Below are 15,643 nucleotides of genomic sequence, written 5' to 3'. Positions count from 1 at the left end.
CGTGGGGCACGTGAGGCATCCCGGTCCCCACGCGCTCCAGTCGCGTCCTGTGAGACACGATCGGGGGCGCTTCGGTTGCAGGCTTGCGAAGACGTAATCGACGGGCCGTCGCCGGCCCCTGTTTCCCGCCCGTCGTGGCCGGTCCGGCGCTTCGCTCAGAACGGGACCCGTCGACCCCATCGGCGTACGGACCCTCGTCCACCGACTCTGGTCCGGCCCTCCCGAACCGCCCGAGCTACCCCAGTTCGGCGAGGTCCTCGGCGGTCAGTTCGAGCGCACCGGCGGCGATGTTCTCCTCCAAGTGGGCCAGGGAACCCGTGCCGGGGATGAGGAGGATGTCGGGTGACCGGGCCAGCAGCCACGCCAGGGCGACCTGGGGTGTCGTCGCCCGGTGGCGGGCGGCGACCGACTCCAGATGCTCGGCGGTGACCGGCTGGAAACCGCCGACCGGGAAGAACGGGACGTAGGCGATGCCGGCTTCCGTGCAGGCGTCGACGAGGGGATCGTCATCGCGCTGGGACAGGTTGTAGAGGTTCTGGACGCACGCGATCGGCGCGATCCTGCGGGCCTCGGCGAACTCGTCGGCCGTGACGTTGGAGATCCCCAGATGCCGGATCAGGCCCTCGTCGCGCAGCGCCATCAGGGCTTCCAGGGGTTCGGCCAGGGACGGTGTCCCGGTCTCGGCGAGATCACCCAGCCGGAGGTTCACCACGTCCATCCGGTCCAGGCCGAGCGAGCTGAGGTTCGCCTCGACACCCCGGCGCAGATTGTCGGCCGTGAGGCCCGTCTTCCCGGCCGCGGGCAGGGCGATGTCGGAGCCCTCGACCAGCGCGCCCACCTTGGTGACGATCACCAGATCGTCCGGGTAGGGGTACAGGGCCTCCCGGATCAGCTCGTTCGCCGACACCCCGTCACGCTCGTAGTAGTACGAGGTGTCGATGTGGTTCACCCCGAGTTCCACGGCGCGGCGCAGAATCCCCAGTGCGGTGTCCCGGTCCGGCCGGTCGCCCCGCGGCCAGCCGGTCAGCTTCATCGTGCCGTATCCGATTCGAGCGACGCTCAAGTCGCCGCCGAGTGCCCATCGTCCAGTCGTCACGATCACCACCCTAGCCCCGCGGCGGAGAGCCGGTACCGCGGACCGGGGACCGTCCGGGGACGCGCAGGGGCCGTGAGCCGTGCCGTCGGAACCGTCGCGCGACCGGTGTTCCGCCCGTCCCACGCGCGGCCCGAGACACCGGGCGCGCGGTGCACTGGGCCGGGCGCACGTCACACGGCGGACGGCGTACGGTCCGGCCGGCGCGGCACGTGACGCACCGGCGCACGCCACTCGTCACGCGCGCCCGTGCGTCGTTCGAGGACAAGCCGGGGCCGACGGGAGACGCTGCTCCTGGACAACCACCCGGACCCGATGCCGGGTCACCTCCGTATCCAGGCCCACGCCGTTGCAGCCCCGCACGAAGGAGTTCCCCGTGACAGCGTCACCGTCGAGCCCCGAAGCCGACAACACCTACCGCTTCGACGATCTGCGCGCCCTGTTCATCAACTGCACCCTCAAGCCCGCCCCCCAGCAGAGCCACACCCAGGGGCTGGTCGACAAGAGCAGCGAGATCATGGAGGCCCAGGGAGTCGCGGTCGAGGAGGTCCGCGCCGTCGACCACGACATCGCGCCGGGCGTCTACCCGGACATGACCGAGCACGGCTTCGCCACGGACGACTGGCCCGCCATCCAGGAGCGGGTGATGGCCGCCGACATCCTGGTCCTCGCCGGCCCGATCTGGCTCGGTGACAACAGCTCCGTCACCAAGCAGGTCGTCGAACGGCTCTACAGCGGCTCGGGACTGCTCAACTCCGCGGGCCAGTACGCCTATTACGGGCGGGTCGGCGGTTGTCTGATCACCGGCAACGAGGACGGTGTGAAGCACTGCGCGATGAACCTCCTCTACAGCCTCCAGCACCTCGGATACACCATCCCGCCGCAGGCCGACGCCGGCTGGATCGGTCCCGCGGGACCCGGTCCGTCGTATCTCGACCCCGGTTCGGGCGGCCCCGAGAACGACTTCACGAACCGCAACACCACCTTCATGACCTGGAACCTGATGCACATGGCGGCCCTGCTGAAGCGGTCCGGCGGTATCCCGGCCCACGGCAACCAGCGTTCGCAGTGGGACGCGGGCTGCCGTCCGGACGCCCCGAACCCCGACTACCGCTGAGTCACAGACTCCGCGCGGGCCAGTCCAGCAGCCGGGCCCCGATGACCGCGGTCTGCAGCATGTAGCGGTTGGCGGGATCGTTGGGGTCGGCCCCGGTGAACTGGTGGATGCGTTCGAGGCGGTACGTCAGGGCCCGCACGCTCAAGGAGAGGCGGCGGGCCGCCGCGGCGGCCACGCAGCCGGTGTCGAAGTACGCGGTCAGGGTGTCCAGGAGCGGTTGGGCGCCGCCGCGCGCGCCGGTGAGCGGGCCGAGCGTGGCGAGGACCAGCTCGGCCATGGCCTGGCGGTCCCGGGTGAGAACCGGGTAGACGAGCAGGTCGGCGGCGCGCAGCACGGGAGCGTCCAGGCCGAGCCGCTCGGCGAGTTCCAGGGTGTTCAGGGCCTCCTCGTAGGACTGGACGACCCCGCCGGGGCCGGGCTGGGGGCGGCCGATGGCGACGCGTCCGCCGCCGGTCGCCGCGTGCGCCTGCTGGGCGAAGTGGGTGAGGACGTCCTCCTGGTCGCCGGGCGCGACGCACAGCATCCGCCCGCCCTTCGTGGTGAACAGGATGCTGCGGTCGCCGAACCGGGCGATGACGGCCTGCTCCACCCGTCGGGGGACCGGCGCCGACTCGTCGTACGCCGACGGGCCCTCGGCGACGGCGACGGCGTGCGCGTGCGAGAGGCGCAGGCCGAAGCGTTCGGAACGCTCGGCGAGGCGGCCCAGGTCGCTGCGCCCGTAGAGGAGGTCGTCGATGAACTCGCGGCGCGCGGCCTCCTCCTTGCGTACCGCGAGGAGTTGGGCCCGCTCGTAGCCCTCGGCGAAGGCGTCGATGACCTGTTGGACCGCCGCGAGGGTGCAGTCGGCCGCGGCGGGCGCCGCGGGCCAGGCGGCGCGGGCGGCGGAGAGGTGGGCACTGACGAGCGCGGGCAGGCCGTGACCGGCGATGGCGGCCCGCTCGCCCAGCACTCGCCGGGACTCGATCTCGTCCCGGGTGAGACGGCGGCCGGTGACGGAGACCTCGGCCAGTATCCGGGCATAGCCCTCCAGATACTGCTCGGGTATCTGTCGCTCCATCAATTCGTCCCCCGGTTTCCTGACGGCCCGGTGACGACTTCTTGACGGTGACCGGCACGCAGAGCCTAGGCAACACTGCCGGGAACCGGCAATGCGGCTGTCACGTACGGCGATGCACGATGTGGGCAGGGGAGCACGGCGGACGGTCCTGTGCCGGACACCGGCAGAATGGCCGGTGTCCGGTATCAGGACCGGAAAGGGACGCCCGGGTGGTCGGCATCCCGTCGCTCGACGCGTCGGCTCTCAGGGAGCGGGCCAGTTCCGCAGCAGGGCGTCGAGGGCGTCCAGGACACGCGACCAGCTCTCCTGCGAGTCGGGGGTGCTGTGGCTGAACCCTCCGGCCGTCTCCAGGCTGACATAGCCGTGGAACACACTTCCCAGCATCCGCACGGCATGGGTCTGGTCCGGTTCCGTCAGGTCGTAGCCGCGCAGGATCGCCCGCATCATCCGCGCGTGCTTGACCCCGGCGCTCGCCGCCGCCGTCTCCGGGTCGAGCCTCAGTTGTGCCGCCGCGTAGCGGCCCGGGTGCTCCCTGGCGTAGTCGCGGTAGACGTTCGCGAAGGCGGTCAGGGCGTCCTTGCCGGCCCGCCCCGCCAGCGCGGCGGCCCCCCTGTCGGCGAGTTCGTCGAGCGCGAGGAGGGCGATCCTGGTCTTGAGGTCGTGGGAGCTCTTCACGTGCGAGTACAGACTCGCGACCTTGACGTCGAACCGCCGGGCCAGCCCCGACACGGTCACCTGGTCGAAGCCGACCTCGTCGGCCAGCTCGGCCCCCGCTCGCGTCAGGCGCTCGGCGTTCAGTCCCGCGCGAACCATGTCCTTCCTCTCCCTAGGCGTAACCGATTATGTATTTGCCTAATACCTTTAGGCAAATTACCGTGAGCCATATGAAGCCGTTGACCGAGCAAGAGATCCGCGCCGCCTTCGTGAACTGCACCAAGGGCGAGGCGAAGCGCCTCTCCGTCCCGCGTGACCTGACCGACCGGCCCTGGGACGACCTCGACTACCTCGGCTGGCGCGACCCCCAGGCGCCGGAGCGCGCGTACCTGGTGGCGGAACTGGACGACGGCCCCAAGGCCCTCCAGCTCCGCTGCCCCAGCGCGACCTCGGGCCACATGCGGCGCAGCATGTGCTCGGTGTGCGTGACCATGCACACCGGCGGCGTCTCCCTGATGGTCGCGCCCAAGGCGGGGAAGGCCGGACAACAGGGGAACTCGGTCGGCGCCTACCTGTGCAGCGACCTCGCCTGCTCTCTGTACGTGCGGGGGAAGAAGGACGCGGGCGTCGGAGGGCGGCTCCATGAGTCGCTGACCCCGGAGGAGAAGATCCAGCGGACCGTGGCGAACCTCGCGGCGTTCATCGCCAAGGTGACGGCCTGAGCGGCCCTCCGGGCGCGCCGCGCATCGAAGCGTCCGGTGCGGAGCCGCGCCGGACCCCCCGACGGCCGACGCGAGCGCCCGCCATCGCCGTCGACGGGATCGCGTGGACGCTCAAGTCCGCTCCGGTGAAATGCAATTGACGAACAGTCAGTTGCTCTTGGCCTCGGCCGGCTGTTCCGTGTCCGTCGCCGGCTCCGAGGGGTCCTGCTCATCGACGGCCGTGTAGAACACGGAGCTGCCCTGCTTGGCGCGATGGGCATGGCTCTTGGCCACGAGGTTCTCCAGAGTGGTCCGTACGACGTTCGTCTGGATGCGGCGGTCGGGGTGGGTTTGGACGAGCGCCGTGGACACCTCCGCGGCGGAGCGCGGTTCGCTCTGTTCCGTGAGGTAGCGGCGGATGAGCTCGATGAGGGTGGGCTGGGCGGAACCGGCCTTGTCCGTGGGCTTGTCGGCGTCCGCCGTCCGCGCCGCGGTGGCCTTGGTGGCGGCGGTCTTCCTGGTCCGTGACCGCTTGCCGTCGGCGGACTTGCCGCGAGCCTTCTGGCGCGGCACCGAGGAGGCCGCCACCGGCTCGGGGCCGGCCTCGACGAGCCCGCCCGTGACGCCCAGCGCCTGGTGCAGGTTGGTGAGGACCGCGTGGTCGTGCCGCAGAGCGTTCAACTGCTCCTGCAGAGCGTCGATCTCCGCGCCCACGCGCTCCTGCTCCTTGGCGTTGCGCTCCAGGTCGCCGACCACCTGAGCGGTGTACTGAGATGTCAGTTCGGTGGGAGTCTTGGTGTCGGGCACGATGGAGACCTCTCTTCGGCGCGCGGTCGCCGCATGAACACGCCGCGATGGGGCCGGAGGGCAGGGCGTGTTCATGTTGACCGGGCTGTATGGCTGGGCGGACGCACTTGATGCGTATGCCCCGGCTTACAGATAGTACGGACAGCGTTGGCACGTTGTTCCCTTAGCGTGCCGGTTCGCCCCAAAGGGGAGCGCCTGTTGTGGTGCCGATCGACCTCCACAGGGTTCCGGCGAGTCGGCGGTGCCGCCCACCGCGTGACCGGCTTCCGGGTACCGGGCCGCGTTCCGGGTACCCGCCGAGTACGAGAGCGGCAGAGGCGGGAACGGGCGACAACAACGGGAGCGAGGTCGGGCGATGGCGGTCAGGGCGATGGGCTGGGCACACTCGTTCCCGGTCTCGGGAGGGGTCGGTGCCGGGCGGCGCTGGACCCGCGGACACCTGGAGTCCCTCGCGTGGACGGCCGAGGAACCCGAGACGGTGGACGCCGTCGTGCTGACGGTGTCGGAACTGCTCACCAACGCCCACATCCACGCCCGCAGCGACGCGCATCTCGTCCTCACCTGGGACGGCGACTGCCTGCACGTGAGTGTCCACGACGAGGACTCCACGCTGCCGACCCAACGCGATCCGGAGCCCGGGGCGTTGTCCGGCCGTGGGGTCGGCATCGTGCGGATGCTCGCCGACGAGTGGGGCATGAAGTGCCAGCGGCACGGGAAGACGGTCACGGCGTGCTTCCGCCCGGTCGGCGCCGGACAGCGCGACGACGGTGACTGAGGTTCCCCGTCCTTCATGGGCCGAGCGGGTGCGTCGATGTCCCGCGTGCCGCCGGCACAGAGGGATGCCCAGTCCGGCGGAGCAGGATCTACTGGGCCATGAACATCCATGAACCTCCATGAACACCCATGAACGCCGGTGAGCGCGCGTTCGACCCGAGGGTCGGCCGCGGGGCCGACCCGCTGTCGGCCCCGCTCCGGATTCCTGGTGCGGGTGGCCCGGTCGCACCACCCGCGGCGCGCCTCAGCCGTGGCGGACGGCGGAGAACCTGTGGGTGCCCGCGCGCAGGCCCGACACCGTGATCCGGCCGTCGACGACCCGAACGTCATGGTCGGCCGGGACCCGGCGACCGTCCCAGAGCACGCGCCCGTTCCTGCGGACCGTCACATCATGACCGCTCATCGGGAACGCGACAGTGCCCCGGGTTCCCGAGGGCACATGAACGGTCAGTACGAAGGTGTTCTCACCGTTGTCCCAACTGACCTCCAAAGGCCCCTGAGGGGTGGGAAGTTGTCCTTGGGCCCAGGCGATGCCCCCGGGATTGGGCCGCACCTCCCAGGTGGCGTATCCGGGGGATGTCGGCTGAGCGCCCAGCAGTTGATGGCTCAGCGCGGGGAGGACACCCGTGGACCAGCCGTGCGCCATGCTGGTGTAGGCGCCCTCGTACAACGATCCGCCGGGACCGATGCCCTCCCAGTTGGTGATGCCGGGGTCGTGGCTGTCCATCCAGCCGTAGGTGCGCCGGATCTGGTCGACGGCGGACTCCGCGCGACCGGCCTCGAAGCGTGCCACGATCTCGGGGTACGAGGTGAAGGCGTACACGCGCTGTGAGGCATCTGCGAAGAGGGTGTCGTTGTCCATGAACGCGTTGCCGTAGGGGCGTTGTGTGGTGGCGTCCAGATGCGCGAGGGCCGAGGCGGCGCGGTCGCTCCCGGCGACACCCGCGGTGATGGCGATCGCGTTGCCGTCCTGCGCGTGCCTGACCGGTCCCGTCGCGGAGTCGAGATAGGCGCCGGCGGTGTCGTCCCACAGATGCGTGTTGATGGCGTCCTTGACCGCCGACGCCCGCCGGCTCCAGCGCTGCGCGTCCGCGGTCCGGCCCAGCCAACCAGCCATCCGCGCGGCGTCGTTGAGGGCCTGGACGTAGTTGGCGTTGTAGTAGGTGATGCGTCCGGTGCGGTCCAGGAAGGCGTAGTCGCCGTATCCGCCCGTGCCGTTCAGGCCCTTGCTCAGGAGACCGGCGTCGTCGGTGACACTCGGGTACCAGGTGTCGAGCACCTTCAGCAGGTTCGGGTAGTAGCGGTTCGCGTAGGAGCGGTCCCCCGTGTAGAGCACGTAGTCCCAACTGCATGTCACCCACCACAGCGGATAGTCGAACAGGGGCAGTGCGTAACCGGAGATGGAGGCGGGAGGGATCCAGCCGTCGGCGCGCTGATGGTCGGCCAGGTCGGCCAGGACGTTGCGCGCGGCGGCGGCCGCGTCGTCATGGGTCAGGTAGAGGGTGCGCGCCGACACCGCCAGGTCACCGACGTACGGGTCCCGGTCGCGCTTCGCGCCGTCGTGCAGCACCGACTTGCCTTCGAGGGAAGGGCTCCAGGCGTTGCGCGGGTCGACGTCGTCCTGACGGAAGGTGTCCGTGACCAGCTCATTGGTGTACGAGGCTCCGTACCAGTACCGATTGAGGTCGTCGTCGGAGCACAGGAACCATCCCCGGTAGGTACCGGGCGTGCCCAGGTAGGCGCTGAAGTCGAGGCCGACGGAGTCGATCTCGACCGTTCCCCACGGCTGGGCGGCAGGCGCGTCGCCCGGCAGTGCGTCCAGTGTGATCCTGAGATAGCGGAAGCCGTGCAGCCCGTCCGCGTAGACCTTGTCGCCCGCCTGATAGCCCTTCTGGTCGGTCCAGTCCGCGCCCGCGGTCGGTACGGCGAACTGGTCGGTTCCCCGGCCCGCCCCGCCGGACTGGTCGGAGCGGGTGAAGTCGGAGCGGTCGGTGAGGAACTGCAGGGTCTCGGAGAACGCGAGCCGCACACCGGGGGAGTTGTCCGACGCGGAGGCGAAGCGGACGCGCGGGTGTCCGACGACGACCTTGCCGAAGTCCACCGTGACGGCCGGTGTCACCACCGGCGCGACGGCCTCCGGCCACACCTCGTTGACCCGGGTGAACGCCCCTCGCGAGGTGTCCTGGACGCGTGTCACCGTGATCCGGACCCCGGTGGTGGACACCTTGGACGCGAACGCCACGGCACGCTGGATGACATCGTTGTCCAAGACGGTGGCGGCTGTCTGCCACGCGCCGTTCTGCCACACGTCGACCACGAAGTCGGTGGGGACGCCGTCGCTGTTGGAGACCAGCGTGATGCCCGACATCTCGCGTGTGGCGGGCAGCGTGATGGTGAGGGTGTCGGGAAACACGCCCAGCGTGTCGTCGTTCCAGAAGGTGTCGGGATCGCCGTCGATGGCGTTCCGGGCGTCGTAGGTGCGTGGTTGTCCGTCGTTGCCGTTGTTCCCCGCGTGCGCCGACGACGCCTCGGCCGTGGTGCCGTCCGGCCAGCGCGGGGCCGGTGCGGGGCGCGGCCGCCGCAGGACGGTCCGGGGGCCGCCGGGCCGCAGCAGGCCTTCGGGGCTGTCGACGTCTCCGGTGGAGGCGGTGACGCGCACGGGTCGCACCGCGCGGGAGGCGGGCGCCTGTACGTAGGCCTGCCAGCCCGTTCCGGAGCGGGGCGCGTGCCCGGCCGAGGGGGCCGTCGCGCCGGCCGGTCTCTCGGCGGCGGCCGCGGTCCCCGCGGCCGGGAAACCCACGGCGGGCAGGGCCAGGGCGCCGGCCCCGGCGGCGATGACCGTACGCCGGGGGAGACCGGACCGCGGGGCGTTCTCGCGCGGAGCGTTCCCGGAAGTGCTGTCAGAGGGCATGGCGCCTCGTTCCTCAACGGTTTGAAACGATTCAATCGCGGTGGGCGAGGTGACGCTATCTCAGGACCCGGGCCGCGTACAGACATCGCGCCGGGCCGCGTGAATCGATGATCTCCGGCTCGAAGGGGCGGGGCGTCGGCCCACTTCACTTCGGAGTGCTGTGGCCTGAGTACCCGTACTCAGGCCACAGCCGCCAAGGAGGGGAAGAATTCTGTCATGAACACTGCTTCCACATCGTCGCGCGACGAGCATGTCGCACCCTCCGGCCAGGTCCTGGCCGTGCGTGTCATGGGCGCCGCCGCGACCGGCGCGGCCCTCACGTATTTGTCCTTCTGGCTGGTGGACAGCGCCTACCGCTACGATGCCCGCACCTGCGCCCAGGCGCAGGAATTCTGCATGACGCCGTGGCCGCTCATCTCGGTTCCCGCCTCGTTCGTCATCGCGCTCGTCGCGCTGATCCTGGTGTACCGGCTGCTGGGCATCCGCCCGCGGCGGGTGGTCGTCCCGCCGACGATCCTGCTGGCCCCCTTCCCGGTTCTCGCTGCGCGGGAGGTGGTCGGCTCGTGGTCGGCGACGGTGGTGGCGGCGGTGTGGGCGGGCGGCCTGGCGCTGACGCCGTGGCGCCTCTACCGGCCCCTCGGGCTGTCCGTCGCGGGCGCGCTGCTGCTCGCCGCGCTTCTCGTCCTGTTCCGGTGACGGGCGTGGTTCGGGTGTCCCCGGCGGGGCGTTCACCGGTATAGCGTTCACCGGCATTTCATTGCAACGAACGCATCGCGGCCTGTTGCATTCGCTCCCAAAATCATTGCAACGATTTCACGGCCATCACCTGCGGTTAAAGCGATCTGACGCAACAACAGCATTGCCCGAACCTCGAATGCAACGTAGCGTTTCCTTCATCGGAAAACGCGAACCGCGGAGACGGACCCACCGCGGACGCGACAGACGAAGGAGAGCACCATGCAGAAGTTCGACACCCCCGCCGCCGTCCTGGCCGTCCTCGACATCACCGCCGGACACATCCGGCTCATCGCCGCCGACCGCGCCGACACCACCGTCGAGATCCTGCCCGCCGACGCCACCAGGAGCCGCGACATCAAGACGGCCGAACAGACCGAGGTCACCTACCAGGACGGCGTCCTGCGCGTCCGCACCCCCCAGGCCAGGAACCGGCTCCTCGGCCCCTCCGGCTCCATCGAGGTCACCGTCCAGCTCCCCGCCGGCTCCCGCGTCCAGGCCACGGCCGCCGCCGCCGGACTCCGCGGCGTCGGACGCCTCGGCGACCTCACCTTCGACGGCGCCCACGGCCAGGTCAAGCTCGACGAGGCCGACACCGTGCACCTGACCGGCCTCGACGCCGACATCACCATCGGCCGCCTGACCGGCCCCGGCGAGATCAGCACCCAGCGAGGCGACCTGACCATCACCGAAGCCGTCCGCGGCACGCTCACCCTGAGCACCCAGAAGGGCGACATCAACATCGGCGCGGCCGCCGGAGTCTCCGCCACCCTCGACGCCGGCACCACCTACGGCCGGATCGACAACACCCTCAAGAACTCCGACACCACCCCCGCCCTGGCCCTCCGGGCGACCACCACCCACGGCACCATCACCGCCCGCAGCCTCTGAAGCGGGAGTACGCCGCCCTTGCGCGCGGTCCGCGTCGGGCGCAGCCGCGCTCGATGGGACCGAAGACCGCGGTGCCGGGCGGCGGCCCGGCGGACGCCGAACTCCGTTGCCGGAGTGGGGGGTTGGCCGAGCGTTGTGTGCCGGCCGCACGACGCCTGGACGTCGGCAGGGTGTGGCCCGGCCGCGGTCGGCGCCGGAGGGTTCGAAATCCGCCGCTAAGCCTGTTCCTTATCATCCTCGGTCGAGGGTCTGAGCTTTCGAGCGTGACGTGCTCTCCTGGTGGGGTCCGTCCGCACCCGCGCCCCGCAGAAGTAGCTGGACGTCGGGCGCGCGTCTCGGTGCTGCTTTCTCCGGCTGGCCTCGATCGTGAACACGGCTGGCCGAAGGCAATCAGCTCGCGGGGGTCGTCGGCAGCGCCCCACTGGGCGGTTCCGGTCGGAAGGAGTACACCGATGTCCATGTCGGCAATGGTCACGACCGGTGCGAGTGGCGACAATTCCCTGCGGGGAATGGCCTGGGACCCTCCGCCGCCGTTACAACAGGCCCGTGGACTTTCCTCGTACGCTTCGTGAACGCCGTACCCGCCGTCATGTCAGCCAGCTCGACCTGGCGCTGCGAGCGGGCACCACCCAGCGCCACCTCAGCTTCATTGAATCTGGCAGGTCTGTCCCGGGCCGGAACATGGTCGTGCGCCTGGCCGAGTCGCTGGAGCTGCCGCTGCGGGAGCGCAACGAGTTGCTGCTGGCCGCCGGATACGCGCCCGCCTACTCGGAGAGCTCACTGGACGATCCGGTGCTGGCCCCCGTGCGCACCGCGATCGACCATATCCTCCGCGGGCATCTGCCGTATCCGGCGCTGGTGGTGGACCGGGGCGGTGACCTGATCGCCGCGAACACCGCATTCGACCTGATCACCGAGGGCGCCGCTGCCGAGCTGGTGGGTCCGGGCACGAATGTCTACCGCCTGGCACTGCATCCCGACGGCCTGGCTCCCCGTATCCTCAACCTCGCCGAGTGGGCGCGCCACATCTTGGCGCGCCTTGGCCATCTGGAGGAGTTGCGCGCCGAGCTCACCGGGTACGTTCCCGAGCTGGAGCCGTCCGCCGGGCAACTCGGTTTCGCGGTGCCGCTCCGCCTGCGGTCCTCGTACGGTGAGTTGCGCCTGATGACGACCGTGACGACCTTCGCCACCGCCGTTGACGTGACACTTGCCGAGCTGAAGCTGGAGGCGTTCCTGCCGGCCGACCCGGCGACGGCCGAGGCTCTCTCCGCAGCCGCCGGGGCAATGGCTCGCACTGCCGCCGGTCAGGAACCCGGGAACATGTAATCGGTCTTGATGCGGCCGTTGTCGTCGAGTACGAGCAGATCCGAACCACCACCCACCACGTCGCCGGTTGCGGTGGACACCGCCTCCCAGCCGATCCTGACCACGTCATGGAGACGTACCGCACCGGGGCGCGCCCGGAAGACGAATCCCTGTTTCTCGACGAACCGCTCGTAGCTTCGCGCCACTCGGGTCTCGATGGCGTCGTATCCCCGAGCCTCCAGAGTCGGATGGTCGAAGCCGAGTTCCGCGGCGGTCTCCCGTATCTCCGCGGGCGGGTGAAGGATGTGGGTGCCGTCCTCGGCCCAGAGTTGCTCGATGGCCGCGCGGCGCTCTGCGGCGTCGGGCACGTTCCATTGGTCCATGTAGTGGTCGGCCAGCTGCTGCGGGTCGATCTCGATCATCTTCGTCTCCTTGCCCGGGCAGGTCCTTTCGGACCAGATCCTGCGGGGCGTAGGGGAGACCGGCAATTCCCTGTAGGGAATGGGCCTTTCAAGTCAGAGACGACAGCGGTCATGCGTAAGGGCTGTCCCGTAACGATCTTGGAGTTGGGACGGGCAAGGTCGGCTGCTCCGAGTGGTTCGCCTATCCGGCTAGGTTGAGGTTCTAATAGGTCGCCGGTGATCGCGGGTGGGCACCAAGGTGCCCTCGACGATGAGCACGGTGTTCTTGCGGAACCGCTTCCGCTGCCTGAGCGCCGGCAGCGGACCGAGGTGGTCGATGATCCGGTCTGCGGCCGACTTGGTGACCCCGAACAGCGGAGCGAACTGTCACATCGTCAAGTTCGTGCGCCAATATGCCGTGACCAGCAGGACGCGGTCCTCCAGGGCCAGACTCCAAGGGCGAACACGCTGTTGATCTGCGCCCCGTTCGCGTCGTACCTCGGCTACCAGCTTGCCGAAACAGCGCGGGGTCAGCCCGGTGAAGGGTTCTATCCAGGACGGCACCGACGCCGTGGACACACCAGCCACAAGGTGATCGTTTCAACTGGGAAGAGGCAGCTGAGCAAGCAGCCATCGTGCGTGGATCAGCCACCAACATCGCGGTGCCTGACGACCGTTGGACGGTCCAGAATTCTGTCATGACCGATGACGACCGCAACGAGGTAGCAGCACGTTCATTCCTGTCATCCGCAGCCGAGGTGGCCCAACTGCTGGACCTCGGTGACGTGGCCGACGTGCCGGAAGATCAACGCGCGCGGCACCTGACCCACGCGGTACGCAGGCCACTACTCGAACGCGTCAGCCCGCCCGAAGAGTTCTTCGCTCCGTTGATGGCCGCCGCCGTCTATGACCCAGACCCGAGCTTCTGCCGCTGGTTCGTCGAGCCGGCGCTCTACACGTTCGGGCGCCGCAGGGTGATGACGGCACTGCTCGATCACCTCCGCTCGGGCACGGAGGCAGAGCGAGCTGGCGCCGAACGCGCTTGGTACTGCGCTCACTTGCCGCTGCGCGCGGATCGGTCCCCGGCCTATGCACCCGATGGGAGACGCGATCCTGCCCTGGACGAAGCCCACGACGTGGTGGACGAGTGGCTGGCAGCTTCCGAAGCTCAGGTGCGTGATCGCGCCGTATCAGAGGGACGAAACGAAGACTGAGGCTCCCGTGCCACGGGGCCGTCGCTCGCCGCTTGAGGGTTGCAGGACAGCCCTTAGGGTGGCGCCATGCCAGCTCAGCACCCCACGTACAGATATGTCGACGACGAGCGGATACCCGGTATCACGCGGCACGCCTTCATCCGGAACGGCAGCGACTACCACCTCACCGACCTGATCGTCTACGCCGACGGCCTGATCGACTGCTGGGGACTCGTCGGCCTGGTGGAGTTCGAGGAGAAGCTCCGCTCCGGATGGGTCGCCACCACGCTCGAAGAGGGAGCCAGGGCTTCGGTCCATCACGTCGCCGCGTGGAAGTTCGACGAGCCGCAGTCGTGGGTCACCCCGGAGATGCTTCTCGGCGAGGTCAGGGACGCCATCGACACGCTGAACGATCGCCCCGACTCGACCGACCGGTGCCTGGCCGCGGTCGACGTCTATCTCGCCGACCGGACGGAGGAGTCCCGGAGCCGGCTCCTCGACGCCTACCTGGCGATTCCCGAACACCTGCGCCACTACGCGTTGGGCGACATGGACTACAAGGACTGGCCGCTTCAGGTGCTGGCGGTCGGTGTCGGCGGCCGGGTGTCGCGTGGCAACGCGACCGTCACCGAGGAGATGCACGCGGCGGCGCTCACGTACTTCGCCGAGTACAAAGAAGCAGACACCGAATCCAAGGCCGGAAGGGAGGCCTTCGGACCTGTCGAGCCCCTGGCCCCCGCTGTCAGGCTGCAGCACGTGGTGTTCCCGAAGGGCTGGCCCGACGACCCCGGACTCCTCGCGCTGCGCAACGAGTACCCCTGCCCCATCCAGGTGCGGGGCGTCGAATACGCCAATGTCGAGCGCGCCTACCTGGCCCTGTCGACCGACGACGAGAACGGGCAGCGCGCCGTGCTGGCGGCCGAGAGCGACTTCGCGGCCAAGCGGGCCGCGGAGAAGGCTCCCCGGCGCCGAGGCTGGGAGCAGGCCCGACTCGCCGTGATGGCGCAGTTGATGCGGGCCAAGTACGCCCAGCATCCCGCGCTCGCGGAGCTCCTGCTCAGCACACGGGACGGCAAGATCCTCTACTCCGGCGCCGATTCGTACTACTGGGGCGAGGCCGGGCAGCGCGGACGGAACTGGATCGGACGACTGCTGGAAGTGATCCGCGGTGAACTCGCGGCCGAGGCGGTCGGCATCGGGCCGGCCTGGACCGCTTGACCCGACGCCCGTGCGGGACCGGGACCACGGGCACCGGCTCCGCGCGTCCAGCCCGCGGATGCGTCCGGTCCGGGACCGGCGGACCGCCGGTGCGACCCCGACCGCACCCCAGCCTGTCGCCCCGGGGCACCGAGTGCCGGGCGCGTCCCGGGCCCGTCCACAGGGCCCACGCCCGGACGGCCCACCCGCCGGGCGTGGGCCCGGGCCGCCGCCTATGTTGAATTGGTGAGTGGCTCCAGCGAACCGCCTGAACTCGACGATCGAGCAGACCCGCCGGCCAGCCATCGAACCGACTACGCGGGCGCCATCTACGGCTCGATCCTGGCCGCCTCCGTGGTGGCCACGGCCGGAACGGGAGGGGAGTACCCGCGGCTGGAGGTCGTCGTCCTGCTGGTGATCACCGGCCTGGTCTTCTGGGCGACCCATGTCTACGCGCAGATCGCTGGCGAGCGCATGGTGGGGCAGCCCTGGTCCTTGCGGGAGATCCGCCGGATCGGTACGCACGAGTGGTCCATCGTCGAGGCCGCCACCCTTCCCGCGGCCGCCGTGGCCCTCAGCGCCGTGTTCGACATGAGTGTCGGCGCGGGCCTGTGGGTGGCTCTGGCCACCGCGGTCGCCCAGCAGGTGATGTGGGCGTGCCTCGGAGCCGCGCGCGCCGGTGCCTCGCGCGGGCTGATCGTCGCCGAGGGCTTCGCCAACCTGACTCTCGGACTGATCATCGTGGCCGCCAAGGTCGTCCTGAAGCACTGACGGCAGGAGACGAGTGGCCCGGCGGTCGAGCCACTC

15 protein-coding genes and 1 pseudogene are annotated in these 15,643 nt (G+C 69.9%); 9 read left to right on the top strand and 7 right to left on the bottom strand.

Annotated features, from left to right (window positions below; genetic code table 11):
• Window positions 1–235 precede the first annotated feature (235 nt).
• The gene (locus tag OHT01_RS04395; RefSeq protein WP_328551781.1) at window positions 236–1,096 is read right to left on the bottom strand and encodes an oxidoreductase; all 861 of its coding nucleotides are present in this window, start codon (window positions 1,094–1,096) and stop codon (window positions 236–238) included.
• A gap of 373 nt (window positions 1,097–1,469) precedes the next feature.
• Here OHT01_RS04395 and OHT01_RS04390 point away from each other — a divergent pair, with 373 nt between their 5' ends.
• Window positions 1,470–2,210, top strand: a complete 741-nt coding sequence (locus OHT01_RS04390; RefSeq protein ID WP_328551780.1) for a flavodoxin family protein — start codon at window positions 1,470–1,472, stop codon at window positions 2,208–2,210.
• A 1-nt stretch (window position 2,211) separates the two neighbouring features.
• Here OHT01_RS04390 and OHT01_RS04385 read toward each other — a convergent pair whose 3' ends face one another.
• Window positions 2,212–3,270 (bottom strand): PucR family transcriptional regulator, encoded by a 1,059-nt coding sequence (locus OHT01_RS04385; RefSeq protein WP_328551779.1) that lies wholly within the window; start codon window positions 3,268–3,270, stop codon window positions 2,212–2,214.
• Window positions 3,271–3,510: 240 nt separating this feature from the next.
• The gene (locus tag OHT01_RS04380; RefSeq protein ID WP_328551778.1) at window positions 3,511–4,080 is read right to left on the bottom strand and encodes a TetR/AcrR family transcriptional regulator; all 570 of its coding nucleotides are present in this window, start codon (window positions 4,078–4,080) and stop codon (window positions 3,511–3,513) included.
• 71 nt (window positions 4,081–4,151) lie between these two features.
• Between OHT01_RS04380 and OHT01_RS04375 the strand changes: the two genes are divergently transcribed.
• The gene (locus OHT01_RS04375) at window positions 4,152–4,643 is read left to right on the top strand and encodes an FBP domain-containing protein (RefSeq protein WP_328551777.1); all 492 of its coding nucleotides are present in this window, start codon (window positions 4,152–4,154) and stop codon (window positions 4,641–4,643) included.
• Window positions 4,644–4,790: 147 nt separating this feature from the next.
• Here OHT01_RS04375 and OHT01_RS04370 read toward each other — a convergent pair whose 3' ends face one another.
• Entirely contained in the window at window positions 4,791–5,429 is a 639-nt protein-coding gene (locus OHT01_RS04370) for a hypothetical protein (RefSeq protein WP_328551776.1), read from the bottom strand.
• Window positions 5,430–5,784: 355 nt separating this feature from the next.
• On the opposite strand from OHT01_RS04370, the gene OHT01_RS04365 reads away from it, so the two are divergent.
• Window positions 5,785–6,204: an ATP-binding protein gene (locus tag OHT01_RS04365; RefSeq protein ID WP_328551775.1), complete on the top strand. Its 420-nt coding sequence runs from the start codon at window positions 5,785–5,787 to the stop codon at window positions 6,202–6,204.
• A 243-nt stretch (window positions 6,205–6,447) separates the two neighbouring features.
• Here OHT01_RS04365 and OHT01_RS04360 read toward each other — a convergent pair whose 3' ends face one another.
• Complete coding sequence (locus OHT01_RS04360) at window positions 6,448–9,114, bottom strand: alpha-L-rhamnosidase-related protein (protein ID WP_328551774.1); 2,667 nt, start codon at window positions 9,112–9,114, stop codon at window positions 6,448–6,450.
• A gap of 216 nt (window positions 9,115–9,330) precedes the next feature.
• Here OHT01_RS04360 and OHT01_RS04355 point away from each other — a divergent pair, with 216 nt between their 5' ends.
• The 3 genes from OHT01_RS04355 to OHT01_RS04345 all read left to right on the top strand — a co-directional run bounded on the left by OHT01_RS04355 (window position 9,331) and on the right by OHT01_RS04345 (window position 12,066).
• Complete coding sequence (locus OHT01_RS04355; RefSeq protein WP_328551773.1) at window positions 9,331–9,810, top strand: hypothetical protein; 480 nt, start codon at window positions 9,331–9,333, stop codon at window positions 9,808–9,810.
• A 261-nt stretch (window positions 9,811–10,071) separates the two neighbouring features.
• Complete coding sequence (locus OHT01_RS04350) at window positions 10,072–10,740, top strand: DUF4097 family beta strand repeat-containing protein (protein ID WP_328551772.1); 669 nt, start codon at window positions 10,072–10,074, stop codon at window positions 10,738–10,740.
• Window positions 10,741–11,286: 546 nt separating this feature from the next.
• Entirely contained in the window at window positions 11,287–12,066 is a 780-nt protein-coding gene (locus OHT01_RS04345; RefSeq protein WP_328551771.1) for a helix-turn-helix domain-containing protein, read from the top strand.
• Here OHT01_RS04345 and OHT01_RS04340 read toward each other — a convergent pair.
• Together OHT01_RS04340 and OHT01_RS04335 are read right to left on the bottom strand one after the other, a co-directional pair.
• On the bottom strand, window positions 12,045–12,467 hold the full coding sequence (locus OHT01_RS04340; RefSeq protein ID WP_328551770.1) for a hypothetical protein: 423 nt from the start codon (window positions 12,465–12,467) through the stop codon (window positions 12,045–12,047). The two genes, OHT01_RS04345 and OHT01_RS04340, sit on opposite strands and share 22 nt — an antisense overlap.
• A gap of 216 nt (window positions 12,468–12,683) precedes the next feature.
• Window positions 12,684–13,034, bottom strand: a pseudogene (locus tag OHT01_RS04335) (helix-turn-helix domain-containing protein); the annotation flags it as partial.
• 110 nt (window positions 13,035–13,144) lie between these two features.
• Here OHT01_RS04335 and OHT01_RS04330 point away from each other — a divergent pair.
• From OHT01_RS04330 to OHT01_RS04320, 3 genes are all read left to right on the top strand, one after another.
• Entirely contained in the window at window positions 13,145–13,660 is a 516-nt protein-coding gene (locus tag OHT01_RS04330; protein WP_328551769.1) for a hypothetical protein, read from the top strand.
• A 66-nt stretch (window positions 13,661–13,726) separates the two neighbouring features.
• Entirely contained in the window at window positions 13,727–14,857 is a 1,131-nt protein-coding gene (locus OHT01_RS04325; protein ID WP_328551768.1) for an NADAR family protein, read from the top strand.
• A 225-nt stretch (window positions 14,858–15,082) separates the two neighbouring features.
• Window positions 15,083–15,607 carry a hypothetical protein gene (locus tag OHT01_RS04320; RefSeq protein WP_328551767.1) on the top strand — a complete coding sequence of 175 codons (525 nt, stop codon included), beginning with the start codon at window positions 15,083–15,085 and terminating at the stop codon, window positions 15,605–15,607.
• Window positions 15,608–15,643 lie beyond the last annotated feature (36 nt).

Origin of the sequence: Streptomyces sp. NBC_00358, assembly GCF_036099295.1 — a bacterium.
Taxonomy (GTDB): Bacteria; Actinomycetota; Actinomycetes; order Streptomycetales; family Streptomycetaceae; genus Streptomyces.
The sequence above is the reverse complement of the archived record's forward strand: the minus strand, read 5'-3'. Positions and strand labels throughout refer to the sequence as shown.